The sequence below is a fragment of the Gluconacetobacter entanii genome (assembly GCF_003206495.1).
GTDB classification, from domain to species: Bacteria; Pseudomonadota; Alphaproteobacteria; order Acetobacterales; family Acetobacteraceae; genus Novacetimonas; species Novacetimonas entanii.
In genome coordinates this window covers 1-24,199 of record NZ_NKUF01000002.1, presented here as the reverse complement: position 1 = coordinate 24,199, position 24,199 = coordinate 1, and the positions used below count along the sequence as shown (strand labels likewise).

Here is a 24,199-nt window from a genome sequence, read left to right as displayed (position 1 = left end):
ATCTGTCATTATGGTCCATTTCCGGCATAAGGCTGCAATATCCATTCAGGGAATGCTTCAGGCTACCCGGCGGCTTTCCTGCCATGCAGGGAATGGGCGTGCGTATCCCCCCATGTCTTGAGCGCCTTGATGACAGGCTCAAGCGTCTTCCCAAGATCGGTCAGCGCGTATTCGACGTGCGGCGGAACCTCGGGGAAGACGGTGCGTGACACCAGTCCATCGGCTTCGAGTTCGCGCAACTGGTTGGTCAGCATCCGCTGCGTGACGTTGGGCAGGCGGCGGCGCAGTTCGCCAAACCGCAGCACCCCGTCCTCGAACAGGTGATACAGGATCAGCGCCTTCCACTTGCCCCCGAACAGTTCGAGCGTGGCCTCCACCGTGCAGCCGGGGCTGCAGGCCAGCGTGGTGTGACGGATGCGGGGCATGGTATCATTCCTGACACTAGTGGCGGTTTATGTGCGTTCTTGCGCACACCGCAGGCTGGGTCAATGTTTACATGCGGGCCGGACGGATGGCCTGCATTTGTAAACAGGGTTGATCATGTCTCCATCTTCTTTATTCGGTCCCGTGCGGCTGGCCGACCTGTCGCTGGAAAACCGGATCTTCCTGCCACCGCTGACACGCTGCCGCAGCACCCAGCCCGGCGATATTCCCAACGCCATGATGGCCGAATATTACGCGCAGCGCACGCAGGCTGGCTTCCTGATTACCGAAGGCACGCAGATCGAACCCCGCGGGCAGGGCTATGCCTGGACGCCGGGCATCTACTCCCCTGAACAGGTCGCGGGCTGGAAACTGGTCGTCGATGCAGTGCACGCAAAGCGGCGGCCCATCTTCGCGCAGTTGTGGCATGTCGGCCGCGTGTCCCACCGCGCATTGCAGCCTGGCCACGAGGCGCCGATCGCCCCGTCCGCCGTGGCTGCAACAGGTGTCAACGTGTTCATCCCCACGGGGCCGGGCACGGGAAAGCTGGTGCCGCCCGACATGCCGCGCGCACTTACCATCCCCGAAATCCACGAACTGGTGGAGATGTATGCACAGGCGGCGCGTAACGCGCTGTCCGCTGGCTTCGATGGGGTGGAGATCCACGCGGCCAATGGCTACCTGATCAACCAGTTCATCTCCGAACGGGCCAATTTCCGCACCGATGCCTATGGCGGCAGCCTGTCCAACCGCCTGCGCTTCCTGCGCGAGGTGGTCGAGGCCGTCTCCGCCGTGGTCACGCCTGACAGGATGGGCGTGCGGTTTTCCCCGCTGTTCGGCACGACCGCAGAAGAACGCGTGTATCTCGGCCTGCTGGAGGACAATCCGGCAGAGACCTACACCGCAGCCGTGCGCGTGCTGGCAGATGCGGGCATCGCCTATGTCTCGCTGGCCGAGGCAGACTGGGACAATGCGCCCGAAATGCCGGATGCCTTCCGCGCCAGCGTGCGCGACATCTTTGGCGGCCGCATCCTGTGCGCGGGCCGCTACGACCTGCACAAGGCGCAGCATGTGCTGGGCCATGGATGGGCGGACATGATCGGCTTTGGCCGGAAGTTCATCGCCAACCCGGACCTGCCTGCGCGGCTGGAACATAACTGGCCGCTCAATCCGCTGGATCCGGCGACGATGTATGGCGGCGGTGCGCATGGCTACACCGACTACCCTTTCCATAATCAATAAACAGGGAAATGTACCAATGAGTTTTTACCAGACCCTCAACCCGACCACGGAAACCGTGGAACGCACGTTCGAACTTCACACATCCGAACAGATGAAGGCGATTGTCGATCGCGCGGAGCATGTGTGGAAGACCGACTGGAAAAAGCGCGACATCGCAGCCCGCAAGGTCATCATGTCAAAGGCCGCCGACCTGCTGCGTCGCGATCGCGTGGCGCATGCGCGCCTGATCGCGACCGAAATGGGCAAGGCGCTGCCAGATGCGCTGGAAGAAATCGACATCACAGCCGATATCCTGTCCTTCTATGCCGATGGCGCGGCAGAATTCCTTGCCCCCACGCATCTGAAGGTCAAGGAAGGCCACGCAAAGATCATCAACCAGCCGCTTGGCCTGATCTACTGCATCGAGCCATGGAATTTCCCCTATTACCAGCTTGCCCGCGTGGCGGGGCCGAACCTGATGGCGGGCAACGTGGTCATCGCGAAACACGCGCCCAACGTGCCGCAATGTGCGCTGGCGTTTGAAAAGCTGTTCCACGATGCGGGCGCGCCTGCTGGCGTCTATACCAACATCTTCCTCGATAACGACCAGTCCGCTGAACTGATCAAGGATTTCCGCATCCGTGGCGTCGCCCTGACCGGCAGCGAACGCGCGGGCCAGACGGTCGCGGCCGAAGCGGGGGCGGCGCTGAAGAAGGACACGATGGAACTGGGCGGCAGCGATGCCTTCATCGTGCTGGATGACGCGGACCTTGAACTGGCGGTCAAATGGGCGACGTGGGGACGGTTCGCCAATAACGGGCAGGTCTGCACGGCGGCCAAGCGGATGATCGTGCATGAGAAGGTCTATGACGCCTTCCTCGCGGGTCTGAAAAAAGCGATCACACAGTTCCGCATTGGCGATCCGCTGACTGAGGGCACCACCCATGGCCCGATGAGCAGCAGGAAGGCACTCGACACCGCACTGGCGCAGACCGACGAAGCCGTCAGGGCAGGGGCAACGCTGGTGGCAGGCGGCAAGCGGATGGAGCGGACGGGCTTCTTCATGGAACCGACCATCCTGACCAATGTGTCAAAGGACAACCCGGTCTTCTATCAGGAGATTTTCGGCCCCGTTGCCGTCGTGCACAAAGTAGCAAGCGAGCATGAGGCCATCGAACTGGCCAATGACTCACCCTATGGCCTTGGCGGTTCCGTGTTCTCCCGCGACCTTGGCCGGGCGGAACGGGTGGCCGAAGCGGTCGAGACCGGCATGATGTTCATCAACACGGCCACGGCCGCAGCCCCCGAACTGCCCTTTGGCGGGATCAAGAATTCGGGCTTTGGCCGCGAACTGTCCTTCCTGGGTATTGAGGAGTTCATCAACCGTAATCTGATCCGCGTCGCCTGAGGCGGATCAGCGCCCAAAATCATTCACAGGTTTTTGGTGAAGCTTTTCGCAGAAAGCTTCGAAAGGACGTCGCCTGCTTAACCCAAAGGCGGCGTCCAGAACCTTTCTGTCGATGCATTGTCCTGAAACACCCATTCCCGCGGCCCGCGCATGACAGGCAACGCCCGCCTGAATATCCATGCAATCGGGGGAAAAATCCCCTAACATGAAATGGATGGGGCCCTGTCACGCCCCTGCCTTTATCCGATCAAGCCGCGAGAGAATGCACCTCATGAAAATAGCCCAGTGGATGAAACAGTCAGGTGTGGCGTTCGGGACCAGCGGTGCGCGCGGCCTTGTGACCGCGATGACGGATGCCGTCTGTTTCGCCTATACCGTGGGTTACCTGAAACATCTGGCGACACTTGGGGAATTCGCACCCGGCACGCATGTCGCGGTGGCGGGCGACCTGCGCCCCAGCACGCCCCGAATCCTGCGTGCCTGTGTCGCGGCGATCGAGTCCATGCAGGGCGTGCCGGTTTTTTGCGGCTTCGTGCCGACCCCCGCCCTGTGCCTGCATGCTTTCGCGCGCGGCATCCCTTCCCTGATGGTCACGGGCAGCCATATCCCCGCCGACCGCAATGGCATCAAGTTCAACCGTGCACGCGGCGAGTTCCTCAAGACCGACGAAGCCGCCATGCGCGAACAGGATGTCGCACTGCCCGATGGCTGGTTCGGCGCAGACGGTGCGCTCACAAAACAGGTTGAACTGCCCGCGATCACGGACGTGGTGCCGGATTATGTCGCACGCTACCGCGACTTCTTCGGTCCCGATGCCCTGTCGGGCCTGACGCTTGGGATCTACCAGCATTCCGCCGTGGGGCGCGACGTTCTGATGCTGGTGGTCGAGGCATTGGGCGCAAAGGCCGTGCCGCTGGGGCGTTCGGACACGTTCATGCCCGTCGATACCGAGGCCGTGCGCCCCGAGGACGCAAAGCTGGCGCGGGACTGGGCGGCAGGCGGCACGCTGGACGCCATCCTGACGACGGATGGGGATTCCGACCGGCCGCTCCTTGCCGACCGGCATGGCAACTGGCTGCGCGGCGATGTGCTGGGCATCCTTGCCGCACGCTTCCTCAACGCCGTGGCCGTCACCACCCCCGTCAGCAGCAACACTGCGCTGGAACAGGCAGGCTTTGCGCGTGACATCCGCCGCACGCGCATCGGATCGCCCTTTGTCGTCGCCGCGATGACCGAGGCGGCGGACGCCGGCCTTGTCCCCTCCGTCGGGTATGAGGCCAATGGCGGCTTCCTGCTGGCGAGTGACGTGCGGCACGAAGACCGCACGCTGGCGGCGCTGCCGACGCGCGATTCCGTGCTGCCGATGCTGTGCGCGCTGGTTGCGGCACGCCGGGCGGGCACGGATCTGGCCGGGCTTGTCGCGACACTGCCGCCACGTTTCACGCTGAGCGACCGTCTGGTGGAAATGCCTACGGAGCAGAGCAGGGCGAAGATCGCGGCACTGGCCGACAACCCGGCGGCGGGTGCCGCGGCACTTGGCCTTGTCGCGGCCTGTGGCGACCTGTCGGATGTGGATACGACGGATGGGCTGCGGATGACCTTCTCCAATGGGGAGATCGTCCATCTGCGCCCGTCTGGCAACGCGCCGGAACTGCGTGTCTATGTAGAGGCCGACAGTCCGGAACGCGCTGCCGGCCTGCTGAAAACCGGTATTGAAGCCGTCAGCCCATGGCGCAAAACGGCATCCTGAAATTGAAAAGTTTTTGGTAAAGCTTTTTTCAAAAAGCTTCGAAAGAGGCCGCCTTTAAAAAAAAGACGGCACCCAAAAACTTTTATTCCTTTACCTGTTTCCCCTTACGCACCCTTGTTCAGGGATTCGTCGATTTCCAGTGCAAGGCGCGCCATCTTCAGCGCCCCTTCTTTGCTGCCCGCGCCACAGATGAAACGCGCGGGATGGGCGAAGACCGCATCCTCCACACCCGACACCTTCGCCAGCGCCTCACCATCCAGTCCGCGCCATGCTTCGGGCAGGGAGACACGCTGCCCGAAATCACCGCGCACGGGGGGCACGGCCTTGACGTTCCAGCGTCCGGGGGCGGCGGGCGAGACGACATAGACGACCGGCAGGTCATGCTCGAAAATCACCTTTTCGGTCGGCATGCCCGTATCCATGACCAGGATACGCTTGTCCTGCGCCGCCTCGTATGCCGCCAGCACACGGTCCGTCGCCTTAAGGCTGGCGCGGACGCGATCGACGGTGTTGACCAGAAAGGCCGCAACCGTGGTGGCCGCATCGGCAAACCCGATGCTTTCCTGCATCTTCGCCTCGTCCGGGCCATAGAGTTCCGCCGTGTCCCATGCCGGACGGCAGGAGGAGACGATGTCCGCCAGCGACAGCTTTTCCAGTTTGACGACGCCATTGTCATCCTGGTCGATCGGCAGGACCAGCGACCGGTCGATCGACTGCCAGATGAGGGGAAGTGCGGCCTCGTCCACCGGGGCCTTGAGGATGTTGCGGATCGCGGCAATGCCGTAATCCTTCCACAACAGGCCCGCCGCACTGTAGGGAACGCCGTCCTCACGCAGGGGCTTGTCCTTCATGTGATGGTCGTAACGCCCCTTCTGCGGGTCATAGATCCCGCCGACGTCGAACACGATATCCGCCGCGCGGATACGTTCGGGCGAACGCGTCCGGCCGAAATCCAGCCTGTCGGCAGGCGCGGTCCCCAGCACGCGGCCCCGCAGGTCGCCATGGGGGGCCAGCGCGTAATGCAGGATGACATATCCCAGCGTCTCATCGACGTGGAAATTCCCCGAATGCGTCAGGGCTTTGACGGTTGCGGCCTCATCGCCAAGGCCAACGGGGGTGTAGTTTGACATATCAGGACCTACCAACGAACGGGAATGAATGGGCGTCTGCGCCCCTCATGCCGCAAAGAGTAGGGCAAGACAACCGGCACGCCCGCATCCCGCCATGCCCGATGCCTTGCTCGGTTACCCCATGGCCTGCCCGTTCATGCCGGTTCCGCAACCCTTTCCGTGATGGCGGCCTCACGCGCGATCAGCGCCCGCTTGCGCGCCACACCCCAGCGATAGCCCGACAGCGTGCCGTCGCTGCGCACGACCCGGTGGCACGGAATGACGACCGCCAGCGCATTTGCCCCGCACGCCCCGGCCACCGCCCGCACCGCCGCAGGTGCGCCGATCCGGCGTGCAAGTTCGGCATAGGTCACGGTCGTACCCGGCGCGATGACCCGCAGCGCCGTCCACACCCTCTGCTGGAACGCGGTCCCCCTGATATCGAGGGGCAGGTCCACCTGCGTCGATGTCCCGTCAATGAACGCCGTCACGCGGCGCAGGTATTCCCGCGCCTGCGGATCATCATCGACCAGTTCCGCCCTGGGGAGGCGCGCCTGCAGGTCATGTCGCAATGCCTGCGCACTGTCGCCCATCACGATGGCCACCACGCCACGCGCGCCTGCGGCCAGCATGACCGTGCCCAACGTGCACGGCCCCGACGCCATGCCAAGGCGCTCGCCCCCGGTGCCAGCCTTGTGGAACGAAACTGTTGTCATCGCCTGCCTCCCTTCCCTGCGGCATGGAAGGTACACCACCCCGGACGGCGGGGCCACGAAAAGGCATGTGGGCCATCAAAGTTTCCGGGTGCCGCCCTTGGTCTAAAAAGGCGGCGCTTTCTGAAGCTTTTTGAAAAAAGCTTCACCAAAAACTTCTTTTTGATCTTGTGGTTTTTTGCACCGGATCAGGTGTTGCTGCCGAAGGCCGGGCGCGTGGCCTCGAACAGGAACCATGTCCGGCGTTCGGTCTCGTCAATCCAGACTTCGAGCAGGCTTGCGGTCGCCACGTCATTGCCTTCATCACACAGGGCATGCACCGCGCGCAGGCGCGCCGTCAGCGCAAGGTTGTCCTCCCGCAGTTCCGACAGCATGTCCTCGGGCGTGACATATTCGGCGTCATTGTCGGCCACTTTCGTCAGGCGCGCGATCTCGCCCACGGAATGCAGCGTCGTGCCGCCGATCTTGCGCGCGCGCTCGGCCATCGGGTCGGTCATGGCGAAGATCTGCGTGCCCTGTTCATCAAGCAGCAGGTGATAATCGCGGAAATGACGGCCGCTCATGTGCCAGTGGAAGTTCTTTGTCTTGATATACAGGGCAAAGACATCCGCCAGCGTCGCCTTCAGTCCGGCGGCGATGTCATGCACCGCGGCCTGCTTCAGGTCCGTGGGGGTGCCGAGATAGGTCCGAACATGTGCCGCACCCGCCTTTGTCGCGGCGGCCTTCGTCTGTGTCATCGCACTCTCCATTGGGTCTATCGTTCCCGAACGAGCCTAGACGACACAGGGTTGCATGCGCATGCAACCCGCCCGCACGCCATGCGTCCCCTATAAAGGAATATGTTTCAAAAGTTTTTGGTGAAGCTTTTTCCAAAAAGCTTCGAAAGACGCTACCCTTCTGGAAAAAGGCAGTCCCCGGAAACTTCTGTTGTTTTGTAAAATCCCATACGGACACAACGGATCAGGAGCATCCCCATGACCTTGTCCCGCGCGAAAATGGAACGCCGCCAGTTCCAGGCGATCCTTGGCATGCTGGGACTGGTGCTGTGCGGCGGGCATGTCCGCGTGGCGCGCGGGGCCGCACGCAATGGTCCCGACGCCTTCATGCTGCCGCCCAATGGCTGGGTTCCAAACAACGCGCACCTGCCGGTGCTGCATTACCGCAATGCGCTTCCCACCGACACCCGCGATCCGGCGGCGGGGATGGAGGCGCTGTTTACCGCCAACGGATGGCCGCCGCGCTGGCGCTGGGGCGTGTATGACTTCCACCATTACCACAGCACCGCGCATGAGGTACTGGGCATCGCGGCCGGGTCCGAGCAACTGCGCCTTGGGGGGCCGGGCGGCCGTCCCGTTACGGTCCGGGCGGGCGATGTCGTCGTCCTGCCTGCGGGCACGGGACACAGGAACGAGGGATCGGATGACGGTTTCCTTGTCGTGGGTGCCTATCCCCCCGATCAGGATTTCGACCTGCAACGCGGTCCCATCACGCCTGCGGCCATCACGGTGATGAACCGCCTGCCCTTTCCCCCGACGGACCCGGTGCAGGGACGCAACGGGGCCCTGTCGCAGTTATGGCACGCCGCGTAACATCGCCGGTCGGGGACGGGGCATCCGCCACAGGACCGGCCAGTGGCTGCCAGGGGATATGCAGCGCTTCCTCCAGCCAGTCGGCAAAGACCTGTATCCGCCGCGACAGGTGCTTGCGATGCGGATAGAGCAGCGCCATGGGCAACGGGGCCGCACGCCAGCGGGGCAGCACCTCCACCAATGCGCCAGAATGCAGGAGGTCGGCCACGTCATAGGCCGGGATCTGGATCAGCCCCAACCCCGCAAGGCAGCAGGCGATGAAGGCCTCCGCACTGTTGACCGTGACACGACCGGACATGGCGAGGCTGCGGGTGGCGCCGCCTTCCTCCCACTCCCACTCCTCGATCCGCCCGGTGGAGGGCGAGGCGTAGCGCACGGCCTGATGATGTGCCAGGTCGGCGGGCACCTGCGGCACGCCATATCGCGCCAGATAGGCGGGCGAGGCGACATTGACCAGCGCAAGGTCGCCCATCCGCCGCGCGATCAGGCCGGAATCGTGCAGCGGCCCGACCCGCAGGACACAGTCGATCCCGTCCTCCACCAGGTTGACGGCCCTGTCGGTCACACCCAGCGCGATGTCGATCCCCGGATAGCGCCCGAGGAATTCCGGCAGGCGCGGCGCCACCAGCAACCGCCCGATCCGCCCCGGCAGGTTGACCCGCAGCAGGCCACGGGGACTGCTCCCCTCGTGCCGGAACAGGTTTTCGGCCTCCTCCACATCGGCAATCAGGCGCAGGCAATGGTCATAGAACGCCCGGCCATCCGTTGTCGGGGTCACGGAACGGGTCGTGCGCGCCAGAAGCCGCGCGCCAAGGCGCCCCTCCAGTTCCTGTATCGCGGTGGAAACGGTCGAACGCGGCAGGTTCAGCGTTTCTGCCGCACGGGTAAAGCTTGTCGTCTCCACCACGCGGGCAAAGACGCGAAACAGGTCGATCCGGTCCATCTGTCCCCCACAGGCTGCAGGTGCGACACTTTGTTCGCGATTTACGACATATGTTGTCGGGAAAGGCAACTTTATCGCGATATTCCAAATGATACCTTCATCCGGCATCGCTCCGCTCCGGGGGAGCGCACATCGCATCACAACGAAGGAACACCCAGACCATGGTCGATCACAGCATCAAAGGGAAAACCGTCCTGATCGCGGGCGGCGCAAAGAACCTTGGCGGGCTGATTGCCCGTGACCTCGCCGCCCATGGCGCGCGTGCCATCGCCATCCATTACAACAGCGACGCCAGCAGGGCCGAGGCCGACAGGACGATCGCGGACCTGAAGGCGGCGGGCGTGCAGGCCGTGGCGTTCCAGGCGGACCTGAGCACCGCGGCAGCAACAGCGAAGCTGTTTTCCAACACGGTCGCGGCCATTGGCCGTCCCGACATCGCCATCAACACGGTTGGCAAGGTCCTGAAAAAACCCATCGCCGAGACGAGCGAGGAAGAATTCGACGAAATGTTCGCCGTCAACACCAAGGCGGCATTCTTCTTCATCAAGGAAGCGGGCCTGCACCTGAACGACCATGGCAAGCTGCTGACACTGGTGACGTCGCTGCTTGGGGCCTATACGCCGTTCTACTCCACCTATGCCGGGTCGAAGGCGGCGGTGGAGCATTTCACGCGCGCAGCGTCGAAGGAATATGGCGCGCGCGGCATCTCGGTCAATGCGATCGGCCCCGGCCCGATGGATACGCCTTTCTTCTACGGGCAGGAATCAAAGGAAGCCGTGGCCTATCACAAGACCGCCGCCGCCCTGTCCCCCTTCAGCAAGACCGGCCTGACGGATATCGAGGATATTGCCCCGCATGTCCGCTTCCTCGTCTCCGAAGGATGGTGGATGACCGGGCAGACCATCCTCGTCAACGGTGGCTACACCACGAAGTAAGCCGCCTCCACCGCCTGCATGACCGCGTCCGGCAACACCTGCCGGGCGCGTTTTCTTTTTCCGTTACACGACCATACGCGGGCACGTCGCCATGCCCGCCCGTGCCAGCGCCATATCCCGGCCACCGGCTTTCCCCCCCCCCGATATCTGCTGACATCCCTGCCAGATGGCGCGCCCCCGGCGCGCGCATCATGTGCCGCCAACGCGCCATCGCACGCATGTTTTTCTTTATATATTAAGTTCGATAACATCACATGAAATCGAAATGAAATGCACCCCCAAAAACCTGCCACCAATCATTCAGAAGTTTTTGGTGAAGCTTTTTTCAAAAAGCTTCGAAAGACGCCGCCCCCTGAAAAAAGGCAGTCGGACTTTGATGTCATCCCTAAGTTCCACCATCCGGCATTAGACCTGCCTCTGTCCCGCAGGCCAGAGCACGGCATTACCGGGATGCACAAACAGAAATGGCGCCGGTTGCAAGGCAACCGACGCCATAACCCTGACAGGATGGGGAACGCCCCACCCTTTGACCGCAGAACTTACTTCTGCGGGGGTGCGGGGGGCGCCATCAGGGCATGAAGCTGTTCATGCAGGGCATCGATCTTGTCCTGCCGGTCCTTGATCTGCGCCAACTGATCGGGGGTCAGGATGTCGTGGATCTTGACCTCGAACTGCAGTCGCTGCGCCGCGCGCTTCTGGTGCAGGGCGTCAAGCTGCTGCTCGACAGAGGTCAGGCTGGCCTGATCCACCGCGCCGGGCGTGGTCAGCAGGGTCCGCAACTGCGTGCGCATGGCGTGTTCCTGCTGCATGTCCGCGCGGAAGTCGGGATGGTCGCCATGCATCAGGGCCGCAAGTTTCTTGTGCTGCGCCGATGTCAGGGTGATCCCCTGGAGGGAAAGGAGATGTCCATGATGGGGGCCATGCCCGCCGCAACCTTCACCCGGCGGCGGGGGAGGCGGAGCATCGTGCGCCAGCGCCGCATGTCCAGCCGTTCCGGCCAGTCCGGTCATGACGGCAGCAGCGAGAAGCATTTTCTTCATCATTTTCTGACTATGTCCTGAAAATATTAAAATGATGTAATCAGCGTCAAGTCATGCGCCTTACAGATATGGTTATACAGAAGGCCATATGTCAGAATGCGGCATCTGTTCTACGAATTGTAACAGCGATTATTCCTGACAGACCGCACCGTCTCCATAGCACGCCCACAGGCCTGCCGGCCACCAGTACAGGCAACATCACGCAACCGTTCGGAAATGTTTTGAAAAAAACCTGAAATATTCATCCATGTCCCCAAAAAAAATAGCCCCAGAACCCTTTGCCCTATCAATGGGTTGGTTTCAGCCAATCTCCTGCTGGCGCGGGAACATGGAAATATCCTACCGTAACGCCTCCATGAGACAGGCGGCACGAGGCAGGCGGGCAACATGACAGCACACAGGATCATCATCGACACCGATCCCGGCGTGGATGACGCGCTGGCCATCATGCTGGCGCTGGCGTCCGAACAGGTGGAGGTACAGGCCCTGATCAGCGTGGCGGGCAATGTCACGGTGGAACAGACCGCACGGAATGCCTGCCGCATCCTTGAACTGGCGGGACGGACGGAGATCCCGGTCCATGCCGGATGCGCCCGCCCGATCGGCCATACCAGCGTCAGTGCCAGCCATATCCACGGCGTCACGGGCATGGACGGCCCGGACCTGCCGCCGCCGACCATGCCGATCCAGACCCAGCACGGGGTCGATTACCTGGTGGATGCCCTCCGCACGGCCCCGCATGGCAGCCTCAGCCTCGTCATGCTGGGGCCGATGACGAATCTGGCGATGGCGCTGGTCAAGGCACCAGATATCGCCGCGCGCCTGCGTCAGGTCGTCGCGATGGGGGGCGCATGGTCCGAAGGCGGCAACATCACCCCCACCGCCGAATTCAATTTTTATGCCGATCCGGAAGCCGCCGATATCGTCCTGCGCAGCGACATTCCCCTTACCCTGCTGCCACTGGATGTCACCCACCAGTGCCTGACGACACCGCAGCGTCTGGCGCGCCTGCGCGCGCTGCCCGGTCGCTGTGCCGCTGCTGCCGTGGCGATGCTGGAGCGGGCGGGACAGTTCGACCTGGCCAAATATGGCTGGGCGGGCGCGCCGTTGCATGATCCGTGCACCATCGCCAGCCTGATTGCCCCCGACCTGTTTGCCGGGCGGCGGGTCAATGTCACGATCTCGCTGCATGATGCGCTGACACGGGGCATGTCGGTCGTGGACTGGTGGGGCACCACGCAGCGCCCCGCCAACGCCATGTTCATGCGACAGGTCGATGCGGACGGGTTTTACGACCTGCTGACACACCACCTCGCCCGCCTGCCCTGACTGGGACGGGCACGGACCGGAAAACATGAAGCTTCAGGAAACGCCGCCTTCCCGGATCAAAAGGCGGCACCCGGAAACTTCTACTCCCGGCGCCCCCGGACTTCCCCGCCACAGGCCTGCACATACAACGCCGCGACCTGTTCGATCAGGGCGGCATGCGCCTGCGTGAAACGCGCGAGGGAGGGACTGTCGATGTCGATCACCCCCAGCAGGCGGTCCCCATCGACAATGGGCACCACGATTTCCGAGCGTGAGGCCGCATCGCAGGCGATATGCCCCGCGAACGCATGGACATCGGGCACCACGACCGTCGTGCGCTGCTGCGCCGCCGTGCCACACACCCCCTTGCCCATCGCGATGCGGGTGCAGGCCACACGCCCCTGGAACGGCCCCAGCACAAGCTGCCCGTCGCGCAGGAAGTAGAACCCCGCCCAGTTGATGTCCGCCAGTCCTTCGAACAGGATGGCCGCGATATTCGCCGCGTTGGCGATCGGGTCGCCTTCCCCTTCGGTAATGGCGGCGACGGTGGCGACGATCTCGTCCTCGCCAAGGGTGGCCGATGTCCCCGTGTGAACTGTCATGACGCGGTTCCTGTGATGGTCATTGCACGGCCCCGAACATAGCGGCGTTCCCCCATGCGGACCAGCGCCCCCCCCACACGATACGGTGGAGGATACGCCCGCCGTTTCCCCCCCGTCATGATGGCTCTATGCTGCATCGGCCCGCGCCGCCACGACCGGCGGGCAGGCAAGGCAGGAGGCCCCGGTTGCGCAAGGTTATCGTTACGGGATGTGACAGTGGTTATTTCCCGCTGGTCATGGAACTGATCCAGTCGATCGGCGGCAGGACGGATGCGGCATTATGCGTCCTTGACGCGGGCCTGTCGCCCCAGCAGGTGCAGGTACTCTCGGACCTTGGGGTTCTGGTCCGCACGCCCCATGTCCCGCCCTGCGCACCCGCGCGGCAGATACGCCAGCGCCCGACCCTTGCCATCAACCTGTCCAAGCTGTGGCTGGACCATGTGCTGCCACAGTTTGACCTGATCCTGTGGATCGACGCGGATGCGTGGGTGCAGGACATCACCGCCATCGAACACATGTTCGACGCCGCGCGTGACGGGTCACTGGCCATCGTTCCTGAAATCGGGGCCAAGATCGCAGACATGTTCGCAATCCGCTGGATCTGTCCCGGCTGGATGCAGGTGCGTTCGTTCCTGTACAAGAACGCGCGCAAGGCCCGCCTGCCCTTTTCCATCCGGCGACGGATCGGTGCGAAACCCCTGCTCAATTCAGGGGTGATGTGCCTTCACCGCGATGCGGACATATGGCCCGTGCTGCGCAAATGGCAGGACACCATCGTCCGCCGTGGGGGCGCCCTGTTCACGCAGGATCAACTCAGCATCGCGCTGGCGGTCTATATCGACAATGCCCGCGTGACGTTCCTTGATAACGCCCACAACTATATCGGGCCATGGCTGCTTGACGTGGAACGTGGCAGGCTGGTCAACCTGTTTTACCCGCATGACCCGGTGGGGATCGTCCATCTGGTCTCTCAGGCGCGGTTGCGGCAGTCGCTGTCGAATACCCTTTCCGTCCCCACCCTGTCGGGGGAGGAGGTCGCGCTCAACCTGCGTTTCGGGGGGCTTCAGGCCTTCCGCCGCGCGCACCCTGCATCCGGGGGGGATGTTTCGGAATAACGGGACAAAAATTCCCGGGTGCCGTCCTTTTCAAACAGGCGGCACCCGGGAATTTTTAAATATTCACGATGCCACGCGGTCCTTGCGCGCCTTCAGCACAGCTTCCGCCGCGTCATGCAATTGCTTTGCCAGGTGGCGGGCCTGTTCGGGATGCAGGGCCGTGACCACGCGACGGTCCCCCGATTTCAGATGGTCAGGGGATGTGGCCATGAACAGGTCGAGGATGACCACGGAATCCTGCACGGCTTCTGCCCCGCAGCTTACGGTGGGATAGACGACAACATTGCCGCTGTTGTCTTTTGCGTGTTCGTCAGACATGGGTTCCTGCCATGATTGAGGGAAAGGAAGCGCCCTTAACGCGTGCGTTTCTTCTGCGCCTGTTCCTGGCGCAACTGCGCGCTCTGCGCCTGGATGGTTTTCTGCGCATTGGCCAGCGCATCCCTCAGACGGGCCAGTTCGGTCTTCAGGGCTGCGATCTCGGCACGCAGGGCGGGGGGATGATCATCCATTCGTCACAACCTTTGCATACAAAGAAGGGGCACTACTGGGTCGCAAATCGCGAACGTACCTGGTCGAACAGGGCGCGCGCAGCCATGTCCTTGCTGTCGGTATGTTCCATCAGGTGACGCATGTGCGCGGCAATGTCCTCGGCGCGCAATGTGCCGCTATCGGTCAGCATCTGCATCAATTCCATGATGACAAGCTGCTGTGCCGCGATCATCTTGACCACCGGCATCACCTTTTTCTGCGCCGCCTGGTCCGCCGCCTGCGCCAGCAGGTCGCGCAACTGTTCGCTTTCGCGATCCGTAACCTCGGTCATGTGTTCCTCCCGCCATGTTTCCTTGTTGGGTGCATGGTGGTCGTATCCACGTCCGCAGGCAATGCCCGCCATGCGGGGAAGGTATCCGCAAAGCGAACATCTGCCCACACAATGGCGGGAATATGCTATACGCAGGCATGGCGTACCATGTTCTTCCCGATCTTGTTATCTCCGACGACGATCTTGTCGTCACCTATATCCACGCGTCCGGGCCGGGGGGACAGAATGTCAACAAGGTCGCGACCGCCGTGCAACTCCGCTTTGACGCGGCGCGCTGTGCCGCGCTGACGTCACGCATACGCGCGCGCCTGCGCCTGCTGGCCGGCAGTCGCATGACGCGGGAGGGCGCCGTCATCCTGACCGCGCAGAGGTTCCGCAGCCAGACCCGCAACCGCGAGGACGCGATCGAACGCCTGTGCGACCTGCTGCGGCAGGCGGCGCACGTCCCCACGCGTCGCATCGCCACCCGCCCGTCCCGCACGCAGCGCCGCCGCAGGATGGATGACAAGGCGCGACGTGGACAGGTCAAGCAGGGACGCGGCCGCCCCGCCATCGACTGACCTGCTGCCTCATGTCGGTTGAAGGGCGTTGCACCGGAAAAGTTTCCGGGCGCCGGATTTTTCAAAAATATGGTGTTGCCTGAAGCTTTCTGAAAAAATCTTCACCAAAAACTTTCATCCGTCTTACAGGATGCACCACTGCCGCATCAGGTTGTGATAGATGTTCGTCAACCCCAGCACGGCAGGGTCATGATCGCCAAGACGCTCGCGCAGCGTGATGGTCTGCAGGTCAAGGTCGAACAGGATACGCCGGCGCGTTTCATCGGCCACCATCGACTGTGACCAGAAAAATGCCGCCAGTCGCGACCCGCGCGTCACCGGGGTCACCCGATGCAGGACGGTTGTGGAATACAGGACCAGATCACCCGCCGGCAGCTTGATCGCCTGTTCCCCACCGGGATCGGACATGACCAGTTCGCCACCGTCATAGTCATCCGGATCGGACAGGAACAGTGTGGAGGACACATCCGTGCGGATGCGCGTATGGATCCCCGCCGCATAAATCCCCCGGATGGCGTTATCGACATGCGCGCCAAAGGACATCCCCACGTCATAGCGGTTGAACAGCGGGGGACTGACGCGATACGGCAGCACCGCACTGTTGAATGTCGCATTGCGGCCCAGCGCACGCAGCACGATATCACCCAGTTCCCGGCAGGCGGGGGAATCCTGCGGCAGTTGCCGGTTATTCTTGCTCTTGGCGGATTGCTGCCCGGCTGTCTCCCGCCCGTCCGTCCATTGTGCCGCGCGCAGCGTCGCCTGACAGTGGGCCAGTTCCTCGGCATCAAGCAGTCCGGGCACATGTAACAGCATTCGACCTTATCCCCGTATCCGTGCGTCCCGGCCTCAATGGCCGATCATCCAGCACCACGCCACAGGAAGGTGCTTACGAAATCTGGCAAAAATCATGAAGCAGTTTCTGGTAAAGATTTTTTTTCAGAATGTCATGCCCAAAGATATCGGAGGACTGTGGCCTGCACGCAGGAATTTCGTGAAATCATAAAAAGTTTTTGGGTGTCGACTTTTTTCAAAAAGGCGACGTCTCCTGATGCTTCCTGAAAAAATCCTCACCCGAAACTTTTATTTTCCATAACGCCTTTCCCCTTAATACTGGGCCGAAACATTGAACAGAAAAGACCTGCCGATGGAAGGCGTCACGCGGTTCGAAAACAGGCTGCCGTAATTCAGTCGGTTATCAAGGTTGTAGGCATTCATCGCCACGCGCCAGTGGTTGTCGAACCGGTGCGACACCATGGCGTCGAATTCCACCGTGGCGGGTGCGCGCGCCGTGTTTGCCTGATCCAGCCATACGCCCTGCCGCCATGTCAGGCCACCGCCAACCGTCATGTTCCACGGCCTGCGCGGCGCGATTTCATACGACGTCCACGCCGTCGCCTGGTTGTGGGGAACATACTGGATCTGCCCGCCCTGCTTTGATGTTGAGGAACCGGCCTTGGTAATCGTCGGGTCATACAGCGCATACGTGCCATAGAACATCCAGTTGGGCAGCAGCGTGCCGGAAATGCTCAGTTCCAGTCACTGGTTGCGCTCCTGGTCACTTGTCGCACTGATGTCGCCGGTGGTGGGATCGGTCTGGATCGAATTGCTCTTGTCCAGACGGAAAAGTGCTGCTGTCATGCCGATCAGGTCATGAAAAGCACTGTATTTCGCACCAATTTCATAAAGGGAGCTGCGTTCTGGCGCGGCGCTCTGGCTCTTGGCGGTCATCGGTTCGGAACTGTTGGTGACATACATGCTCAACGGGGTCGTGGACTGCGACCAGTTGAAATACACCATCAGGTTGCTGCGCGGCGTATACATGATGCTGACACTGGGATTGATGGTCGTCTCGTCCTGCCCGTAATGCACGTCGGGATATTTGGCGGTATCGCCGCCCGTCGCACTGTAATGGCTGTTCCAGTTGTCCCAGCGGAACCCCGCCTTGACCGACAGGTAATCGGTAAACCAGACCTGATCGGACAGGAAGAACCCGACATCGAGCGCGTCACTGTCCTTGTAACATTTCTTGCCCACACCGCTGATGTTCACAAGGCGGTCCGGATACTGGTTGCAATCCCCCAGCACAAGGCCCGGCACATACATCGACGGGTTGAGGAGGCTGGTGCTGGCGCGGTTGCTGCCATAGGCATAGTTCTGCCGGTGATCGGTCACATATTCGATGTCGAACCCGCCGATGACCTCATGCCGGATGCGCCCGGTCTTGAAACGCGCAACACCGGAGAAGACATCCTGTATGGACCAGTCGCTCTGCCGATAGGGTTCCGGCCCCCCCACGCCACCATTGCGCGCGACCTGCGCACTGGCGGGATTGGCGGAGAAGAAATCACTATTACATGTCGCGGACGGCACGCTGCCATTGATCAGGTTGTTGTTATAGGCCGTAGTGCCTGCCGCCATGCTCGAACAGGCCTCCTGCGAGGCGGAGAAGTAGCGATGGAAGATCCCGCCACGCATGTCGTTATACAGCGTCAGGATGGGACTGACATGCGCCGTCAGGCGTCCCGTGATCATGTCGTCGCTGCTGTTGTCCTGATCGTAGGTCGTGCCATACCAGTTGGTACTCCGCACGCCATATTCGGTGACCGGACGCCCGATCGCCTGCCCGGGCTTATAGACGACCGGCACACCGTAATCGGGGATGCGGTTGTCATTCTGGTGGAAATATTCAAGGACGAACGAGACCTTCTTGCCCAGGCCAAAGGCGATCGACGGCGCGATGCCCCAGCGGTGGGAGTAGATATAATCACGCCCGACCACATTATTTTCGTTCCCCATGCCCGTCAGGCGGAATGCGATGCTGTTGGTCAACTGCTGGTTGATGTCCAGCGTGCCGCGATAGTACGATCCGCTCCCGCCCGAGAAATTGGCCTGGTACGCATTGCCAAGGTGCGGGGCCTTGGTGACGATGTTGATCGCACCGCCCGTCGTGCCGTTGCCGAAGACTTCCGATGACGGTCCCTTGATGACGGAGACATGGTCGTAATCGAAACTGTCGCGGGTATAGACGCCAAAGTCACGCAGTCCGTTTTCATAAATGTCGTTCTGCGACTGGAACCCGCGGATCAGGAACTGATCCCCCGCCATACCGCCTTCACCCTCACCCACCGACGCCGTGATGCCGGGCACGTTCTTCAGCGCTTCGTCGAGGGATTTGACGTTCTGCTGCTGCATCAGCACCTGCGGCACGACATTGATGTTCTGCGGCGTATGCATCGCGTCATGCGGCATGCGGCTAAGGCCCACGGACTGCCGCAGCGCATTCATTGGCGAGGCCGTCACCGTCGTATGGTCGTAACGATGATCCGAAAGCACCCCGTCCGCATCTGGCTGCGCATCACCTGCTGGCGTGGTGTTCGACGTCGCGGCGGTCGTACTGGTGGTCGCACGCCCCCCCTGCCCTGACGTAGATGCCACGGTGGACGGTGCCCCCGTCAGCACGGTGGCGGAGGCATTGCCCGTCGCTCTGGTCGTGGCGGCATGTGCCGCGGACGAACAGGCAAGCGCCAATGTTGCGGTTGCTGCGGAAAATGGTCGGAGACGTCGGGGTGGGAGCATGGGGGCCATCTCTGTTTTTGCAACTCATTATCAATTGCCACCCTATTACTCGTAGTGATTCTGATTCGCAATATCAAACCGATACATAGGGACACGAATTGCAACAGTACGATCCGCGCATGACGCCTGCGGCAACATGACGGGACATGGCGCATCAGTCACCGGGTGCCTGTCCCCACAAAAAACGCCATGGCCGCACAAGCCGGCCATGGCGTCATGAATACCGTCCCGCATGCTGCGGACCGTCAGGAAGGATTCCGTTTCATGCCGGTTATTTCAAAAGAAATTCCGTCCCCCTTACAGATCTGCGGTAAAGGAAAACTTGAACGTACGCGGCAGGCCTTCAAGCAGGTAGCCATTGAAGGACGACGACCAGTACCGGGTATTGGCCAGTTTATCGACGCCAAAGCGCAGGGTCAGCGGCTTGTGATCTGCCACGAATGTGTACCGCGCGGCCAAATCAAAACGTGTCCAGACCGGCAGGTGCAGCGTATTGGACGTATTGACCATCTGCTTGCCTGTATTGACGACACGTCCGACAACCGTCGCCCCCTTCAGGAACGGCAGGTCATATTCCAGATTTCCATTGATGGTGTAATTGGGAATGCCAATTGCAGTATGCCCGTCCTGCAGGCCACCGGCCGTACGCCGCAGGTCCGCATCGATGACCGTGCCGCCCCCATTGAACCGCAGGCCCGGCAGGATCTGGCCATTGACGCTGAGTTCAATGCCGCGATTGCGCTGCAATCCATCCTCGACATAGATCGACTGCCCGCTATTGCCGACGGCCTGCGAATACGCGTTGGGCTGCGAAATCTGGTACACCGCAAGCGAGGTGCTGAAACGCCGGGTTTCATATTTCACGCCCACCTCGTACTGCGTGGACTTATAGGGCGCGAAGACCTGCCCCTGGTTGAGGGTATCGGCAGGCGCGGTCGGCCACTGCGACAGCCCCTCGATCCGGTTGAAATACAGCGCCGTCTGCCGTGTCGGATGGATGACCAGCCCCACGACGGGGGTAATCGCGTCCTGATCGTAATGCGAGTTCACGGCCCCACGCCCCGACGCGGCATAGTCATATCCGTTGATCAGCATGTTCTGGTAACGAAAGCCGCCAGTCAGGGCCACACGATCGTGGAAGAACGACATCGTATCGGAAAAGAACAGGCTGTACAGACGCGTACGGCTGATGGGTTGCGGGTTGCCGACGTCGCCACCGCTGAAGGTATTGGCAAGCGGCGCGATCGTGGGGGTGCGGTAGATGTTCGTCGCCGCCGATGTCAGCGCCATGGAATAGGCGGTATCCGCTTCCTCCCACAATGACGATCCACCGGCATTGACCTCATGCCGGACGGGCCCGGTATTGAAATGCGCCCGCACGCCGCCACGCGCGCTTTCGTTCGTCTGGACATAGGGCACATACATGCTGCCGATCGTTGCGGCCCCGGTGGCGGCATCGGTGACGGTGGGGTTGGCATATTCCCCCTTCTCATTCCCGCCAAGGCCGCCAAACGCGCCATAGACCGTGATGTGTTTTGAAAAATCATGTTCGACATTGAACTTGCCGAAAATGTAGTTCAGGTCGTTATAGGCCCAGCGCTGTCCGAAATTATGCGAAGGTGCCGCGGCGCGGGGCACCGCGGTCACGCCGGAACCAAGGAAGATGGCCGGCCGCCCGCCATTCACACCCTGATTCTGGTAATTCATGTCCAGCGAGATGCGGGTACGGTCATCATGCCAGTCGAAATCCGCGCCCACGGCGGCGGAATGGCGGTATTCATGGTCGATGGAATCCTCGCCATCCTGTCCCGCGACATTCAGGCGGAAGCCAAAGGCCTTGTCCCGCCCGAACCGCCGCCCGAAATCCACGCTGCCACCACCAAGGGCGTTGCTGGTGTAATCACCCGTCACCCGCGTGATGGGGGTTGTGGTCGCGTGCTTGAATTCCAGGTTGATGTTGCCGCCAATGGCCGATCCGCTGGGCGCCGCGCCATTGAGGAAGGCGCTGGCGCCGTTGAGCACCTGCACCTGGTCATAAAGCTGCGGCGAGACAAGCTGCCGGGGGGTGATGCCATACAGGCCGTCGATGGCCACGTCATCGCCATTGACCGGGAAACCACGGATCACGAACATTTCGGAAAAGTTGCCATATCCATAGGTCGTGCGGACCGATGGATCATTCTCCAGCACCTGCCCGAGTGTCTGCGACTGCTGGTTGAGGATCATGCTGGCGTTATAGCTGCGCACGTTGAAGGGCACATCAAGCCCCTTCTTGTTCCCCAGCGCGCCGAGGTTCCCGCCGGTCGTGACCTCCATTTCATTGTGACGCTTGGCGGTCACGATGATCTTTTCATCCTTTGTCGCGGCATCCGACGTGTCCTCATCGGCCGCAAGGGCCGGCAGGCATGGCACAAGACTGCCCATGAAAATCACGGCCGCCAGTCTTGCGACGTTTTTGCGGCGGTCGGAAAGCAGGCAGACACATAACATCACAGGGAGCCTCGGATAAAAACGGTTGCGTCGAGGCGTGATATACGCAAGTGCGAGTAAGTCGCAACAGCAGGATGGACATTCCCATACGGTTTTCGCAAAAGATGCGGGTTTGTGGCATGAATACCACATGAGAATGCGTCGCATCCGTTTAACATTATGTAACAGAAGGATTTTCGTGACCCGCGACAAGGCAAAACAGAAATCCGCGCTGTCCGCCGACAGGGTCTGCTGCGCCGTTGCGGCATGCGTACTGTCGTATCTGGCGGCGCGCCTGATCGTGTCGGACTTCAGCCACTGGCATGTCCCCCTGCCGACCGAGGCCACGGCGCTGGGCCAGGTCATCGCCGTGGCATGCCTCCCGGTCATGGTGCTGGCCGGTTTCGGGATGCGGACACGCCATCGGGGGCTGGTTCTGATCGGCATGCTTGGCGGTCTGGCCGCGCTATGGCCGCAGGTCCTGTCGTAATGCGCGAGACGCTGCGCACGCGCATGGGATGGCTGCATGCATGGGTCGGGTTCCTGTGCGGGCTTGTGCTGGTATGCATCTGCGCCACCGGCACGCTTGCGGTTTTCGATACGGAAATCACACGATGGATGCAGCCGGAAATCGATATTCCCGCCAATGCCTCCCTTACCGATACGGCACTTGACGCGGCGGCGGCACGCGTGCGCGAACAGCAGGCGCGGGGCATCTTCGCATTTCTCAACCTGCCTTCCGCCCGCGCGCCGATGCTGGAGGTCCTGCATTACAACGGCCATGAATTCACCGGCGATGTGCTGGACCCGCGCACGGGTGCGCCCATTGCGGCACGCGCCACGGCGGGGGGCAAGTTTTTCTATGACTTCCACTATACGCTGCGTGGCGGCGGCACGGTTGGCGTGGGGATTGTCAATGCCCTTGCATTCGGGCTTCTGATTTCGGTGGGGGCGGGTATCGTCATCCATCTGCGCGCCCTGCTGCCCGATATCGTCATGCTGCGCCTGTCGGGATCGCGTCTCCGCTCATGGCTGGATGCGCACCTGCTGGGCGGTGTCCTGTTCCTGCCCTTCATCGTCATGATGGCCTATACCGGCATCCTTATACATGCCGACACGATCCTGCCCGCACGCCTGCCCGCGCTGGTGGAAGCCCCGAAGGCACCCGCCGCGCCACCCGCGCGACCGCCCGTCCCGCCCCTGCCCATGGTGGCGCATCTGCGACCGTTGCTGGAGACGGCGCGCAAAAACCTTGGTGGGCGGGAGTGCGGCTTCATCCTGTTTTCGCCCGACCGGCTGAGCATTTCCGCAAGCGACTCCTCCGGCCCGTTCCTGACGCGTGACCATGTCGATTTCGCCCTGCCTGACGGCCACGTGCTGGGCACCACACTGACGCGCCGTCCCATCGCGACGACCCTGCAACTGATGCACGGACTGCATTACGCGCGCTTCGCACCGCCCGCGCTGCGGTGGCTGTATTTCATATCCGGCCTTGGGGCGACAGCAACCATTGCAAGTGGCCTGATCCTGTTCCTGATGAAACGGCGCCGGCAGTCGGGGCACCTTCGGGTCTTTCGCATCGCGGAAGGGCTGAACATCGCCACCATCACGGGTTTACCGGTCGGTATCCTGTCGTTCCTGTGGGCCAACCGGATGCTGCCTGCGGGCATGGCCGGGCGGTACATGCTGGAAATCACCGTGTTCCTTGCCATATGGGCCGCCTGCGCGGTGCATGGCATTTCGCGGTCATGCCGGACCTTTCCCATGCGGGGATGGCGCGAACAGCTTGCGGTCATCATGGTGCTTGGCTGTGGACTGCCCCTGCTGGATCTTGTGTCCGGCATGGCGGCGTGGCTTCATGCGCCCGGCCTGCATGCGGGCATTGGTGGCATGGCGTTCCTGTGCGGCCTTGCGGCATTCCATGCCTCGGCACGGATCGGCGGAGAACCCCGATGATGATCCCCTGCCTTGTGCTGTTATGGACATGCTGCCTGTCATGCCATGCAGGACTGCACCCCACCCGCTATCGCCTGCCGGGCGTGCCGGCGCGGTATCGTGCGGTGCTGCGGACATTGCGGTCGGGTACGCCGGTCCTTGCCCTTGGCGCCGCACTGACGGATGGCGTGGTGAACGGGATCCTGCTGTGGTGTGGCGCATTTTCCATCGCCGGACTGCTGGTCGCAGGTGGCATCGCGGCATGGTCCGCAAGGCACGGACCATGAAAAAGTTTTTAGTAAAGCGCCCCAAAAGCCCTCGCAGGACAGTACATTCCTGAAAAATCCCAGAACCCGAAAACTTTTATTTCATTCCCTGCCCATGACTGCCCGGTCCCAGTAACTTTTGAGAATGGAACATAAGAAAATATCAATTCGACGCCTGTCATGTCCGGGTCCATAATACGCCATTATTCATTTCGCCATACCGGAGCACGACATGGGGTCACTGATCTACCTGAACGGGGAATTCCAGCCTGCGGAGAGCGCACGGATTTCTTCTGTGGTTGCCGTCCGTTATGCAAGAGTTTTCTGACCCATATTGACGTGTGATCGTGTGCGGTCTTCTGTAAGGCCTGTTGATGTGGCCTTTCAGAAGCCACTGGCCAGTATGGTGATCAGCGG

Annotated in this window: 23 protein-coding genes and 1 pseudogene; 11 read left to right on the top strand and 13 right to left on the bottom strand. The window is 61.8% G+C overall.

Annotation, left to right across the window (positions count from 1 at the left end):
• Positions 1 to 62 precede the first annotated feature (62 nt).
• Entirely contained in the window at positions 63 to 425 is a 363-nt protein-coding gene (locus CFR72_RS01155) for a winged helix-turn-helix transcriptional regulator (protein WP_110912254.1), read from the bottom strand.
• A gap of 115 nt (positions 426 to 540) precedes the next feature.
• Between CFR72_RS01155 and CFR72_RS01150 the strand changes: the two genes are divergently transcribed.
• From CFR72_RS01150 to CFR72_RS01140, 3 genes are all read left to right on the top strand, one after another.
• Positions 541 to 1,665 carry an alkene reductase gene (locus CFR72_RS01150; protein ID WP_110912253.1) on the top strand — a complete coding sequence of 375 codons (1,125 nt, stop codon included), beginning with the start codon at positions 541 to 543 and terminating at the stop codon, positions 1,663 to 1,665.
• Between the two features lie 16 nt (positions 1,666 to 1,681).
• On the top strand, positions 1,682 to 3,052 hold the full coding sequence (locus tag CFR72_RS01145; protein WP_110912252.1) for an NAD-dependent succinate-semialdehyde dehydrogenase: 1,371 nt from the start codon (positions 1,682 to 1,684) through the stop codon (positions 3,050 to 3,052).
• A gap of 289 nt (positions 3,053 to 3,341) precedes the next feature.
• Entirely contained in the window at positions 3,342 to 4,802 is a 1,461-nt protein-coding gene (locus CFR72_RS01140; RefSeq protein ID WP_208629933.1) for a phosphomannomutase, read from the top strand.
• A gap of 104 nt (positions 4,803 to 4,906) precedes the next feature.
• Here CFR72_RS01140 and CFR72_RS01135 read toward each other — a convergent pair whose 3' ends face one another.
• The 3 genes from CFR72_RS01135 to CFR72_RS01125 all read right to left on the bottom strand — a co-directional run bounded on the left by CFR72_RS01135 (position 4,907) and on the right by CFR72_RS01125 (position 7,361).
• On the bottom strand, positions 4,907 to 5,932 hold the full coding sequence (locus CFR72_RS01135; protein ID WP_110912251.1) for an MYG1 family protein: 1,026 nt from the start codon (positions 5,930 to 5,932) through the stop codon (positions 4,907 to 4,909).
• Positions 5,933 to 6,066: 134 nt separating this feature from the next.
• Positions 6,067 to 6,627 (bottom strand): methylated-DNA--[protein]-cysteine S-methyltransferase, encoded by a 561-nt coding sequence (locus CFR72_RS01130; RefSeq protein WP_110912250.1) that lies wholly within the window; start codon positions 6,625 to 6,627, stop codon positions 6,067 to 6,069.
• Between the two features lie 185 nt (positions 6,628 to 6,812).
• Positions 6,813 to 7,361 (bottom strand): Dps family protein, encoded by a 549-nt coding sequence (locus CFR72_RS01125; protein ID WP_110912249.1) that lies wholly within the window; start codon positions 7,359 to 7,361, stop codon positions 6,813 to 6,815.
• Between the two features lie 258 nt (positions 7,362 to 7,619).
• On the opposite strand from CFR72_RS01125, the gene CFR72_RS01120 reads away from it, so the two are divergent.
• The gene (locus CFR72_RS01120; protein ID WP_167400273.1) at positions 7,620 to 8,213 is read left to right on the top strand and encodes a cupin domain-containing protein; all 594 of its coding nucleotides are present in this window, start codon (positions 7,620 to 7,622) and stop codon (positions 8,211 to 8,213) included.
• Here the strand turns inward: CFR72_RS01120 and CFR72_RS01115 are convergent.
• Positions 8,125 to 9,156 carry a LysR family transcriptional regulator gene (locus CFR72_RS01115; RefSeq protein ID WP_110912247.1) on the bottom strand — a complete coding sequence of 344 codons (1,032 nt, stop codon included), beginning with the start codon at positions 9,154 to 9,156 and terminating at the stop codon, positions 8,125 to 8,127. The two genes, CFR72_RS01120 and CFR72_RS01115, sit on opposite strands and share 89 nt — an antisense overlap.
• Positions 9,157 to 9,317: 161 nt before the next feature.
• Here CFR72_RS01115 and CFR72_RS01110 point away from each other — a divergent pair, with 161 nt between their 5' ends.
• Positions 9,318 to 10,091, top strand: a complete 774-nt coding sequence (locus tag CFR72_RS01110) for an SDR family oxidoreductase (RefSeq protein ID WP_110912246.1) — start codon at positions 9,318 to 9,320, stop codon at positions 10,089 to 10,091.
• 539 nt (positions 10,092 to 10,630) lie between these two features.
• On the opposite strand, the gene CFR72_RS01105 is transcribed toward CFR72_RS01110, so the two are convergent.
• Entirely contained in the window at positions 10,631 to 11,131 is a 501-nt protein-coding gene (locus tag CFR72_RS01105) for a periplasmic heavy metal sensor (RefSeq protein WP_408869953.1), read from the bottom strand.
• Between the two features lie 387 nt (positions 11,132 to 11,518).
• On the opposite strand from CFR72_RS01105, the gene CFR72_RS01100 reads away from it, so the two are divergent.
• Positions 11,519 to 12,460 carry a nucleoside hydrolase gene (locus CFR72_RS01100; protein WP_110912244.1) on the top strand — a complete coding sequence of 314 codons (942 nt, stop codon included), beginning with the start codon at positions 11,519 to 11,521 and terminating at the stop codon, positions 12,458 to 12,460.
• 80 nt (positions 12,461 to 12,540) lie between these two features.
• Here CFR72_RS01100 and CFR72_RS01095 read toward each other — a convergent pair whose 3' ends face one another.
• A complete protein-coding gene (locus tag CFR72_RS01095; RefSeq protein WP_110912243.1) occupies positions 12,541 to 13,041 on the bottom strand; it encodes a GAF domain-containing protein in 501 nt (166 codons plus the stop codon).
• Between the two features lie 185 nt (positions 13,042 to 13,226).
• On the opposite strand from CFR72_RS01095, the gene CFR72_RS01090 reads away from it, so the two are divergent.
• The gene (locus CFR72_RS01090; protein ID WP_193713575.1) at positions 13,227 to 14,156 is read left to right on the top strand and encodes a glycosyl transferase; all 930 of its coding nucleotides are present in this window, start codon (positions 13,227 to 13,229) and stop codon (positions 14,154 to 14,156) included.
• Positions 14,157 to 14,219: 63 nt separating this feature from the next.
• Here the strand turns inward: CFR72_RS01090 and CFR72_RS01085 are convergent, their stop codons facing one another.
• From CFR72_RS01085 to CFR72_RS01080, 3 genes are read right to left on the bottom strand one after another with little or no spacing between them, the layout of a single operon-like run.
• Positions 14,220 to 14,474 carry a hypothetical protein gene (locus CFR72_RS01085; RefSeq protein ID WP_110912241.1) on the bottom strand — a complete coding sequence of 85 codons (255 nt, stop codon included), beginning with the start codon at positions 14,472 to 14,474 and terminating at the stop codon, positions 14,220 to 14,222.
• 35 nt (positions 14,475 to 14,509) lie between these two features.
• A complete protein-coding gene (locus CFR72_RS17425) occupies positions 14,510 to 14,665 on the bottom strand; it encodes a hypothetical protein (protein WP_167400265.1) in 156 nt (51 codons plus the stop codon).
• A gap of 32 nt (positions 14,666 to 14,697) precedes the next feature.
• Positions 14,698 to 14,976 carry a hypothetical protein gene (locus CFR72_RS01080; protein WP_110912369.1) on the bottom strand — a complete coding sequence of 93 codons (279 nt, stop codon included), beginning with the start codon at positions 14,974 to 14,976 and terminating at the stop codon, positions 14,698 to 14,700.
• A gap of 137 nt (positions 14,977 to 15,113) precedes the next feature.
• Between CFR72_RS01080 and arfB the strand changes: the two genes are divergently transcribed.
• Positions 15,114 to 15,536, top strand: a complete 423-nt coding sequence (gene arfB, locus CFR72_RS01075) for an alternative ribosome rescue aminoacyl-tRNA hydrolase ArfB (RefSeq protein ID WP_110912240.1) — start codon at positions 15,114 to 15,116, stop codon at positions 15,534 to 15,536.
• A 123-nt stretch (positions 15,537 to 15,659) separates the two neighbouring features.
• Here the strand turns inward: arfB and CFR72_RS01070 are convergent, their stop codons facing one another.
• From CFR72_RS01070 to CFR72_RS01060, 3 genes and pseudogenes are all read right to left on the bottom strand, one after another.
• Positions 15,660 to 16,349: a Fe2+-dependent dioxygenase gene (locus tag CFR72_RS01070; protein WP_110912239.1), complete on the bottom strand. Its 690-nt coding sequence runs from the start codon at positions 16,347 to 16,349 to the stop codon at positions 15,660 to 15,662.
• Between the two features lie 291 nt (positions 16,350 to 16,640).
• Positions 16,641 to 19,121 (bottom strand): annotated as a pseudogene (locus CFR72_RS01065) (TonB-dependent receptor).
• Positions 19,122 to 19,409: 288 nt separating this feature from the next.
• Positions 19,410 to 21,536 (bottom strand): TonB-dependent receptor, encoded by a 2,127-nt coding sequence (locus CFR72_RS01060; protein WP_244182095.1) that lies wholly within the window; start codon positions 21,534 to 21,536, stop codon positions 19,410 to 19,412.
• Positions 21,537 to 21,780: 244 nt separating this feature from the next.
• Here CFR72_RS01060 and CFR72_RS01055 point away from each other — a divergent pair, with 244 nt between their 5' ends.
• From CFR72_RS01055 to CFR72_RS01045, 3 genes are read left to right on the top strand one after another with little or no spacing between them, the layout of a single operon-like run.
• Positions 21,781 to 22,071 (top strand): hypothetical protein, encoded by a 291-nt coding sequence (locus CFR72_RS01055; protein ID WP_110912237.1) that lies wholly within the window; start codon positions 21,781 to 21,783, stop codon positions 22,069 to 22,071.
• Positions 22,071 to 23,537, top strand: a complete 1,467-nt coding sequence (locus CFR72_RS01050; RefSeq protein WP_110912236.1) for a PepSY-associated TM helix domain-containing protein — start codon at positions 22,071 to 22,073, stop codon at positions 23,535 to 23,537. The genes CFR72_RS01055 and CFR72_RS01050 overlap by 1 nt, the downstream gene beginning before the upstream one ends.
• Positions 23,534 to 23,803 carry a hypothetical protein gene (locus CFR72_RS01045; RefSeq protein ID WP_110912235.1) on the top strand — a complete coding sequence of 90 codons (270 nt, stop codon included), beginning with the start codon at positions 23,534 to 23,536 and terminating at the stop codon, positions 23,801 to 23,803. The genes CFR72_RS01050 and CFR72_RS01045 overlap by 4 nt, the downstream gene beginning before the upstream one ends.
• Positions 23,804 to 24,199: the final 396 nt, after the last annotated feature.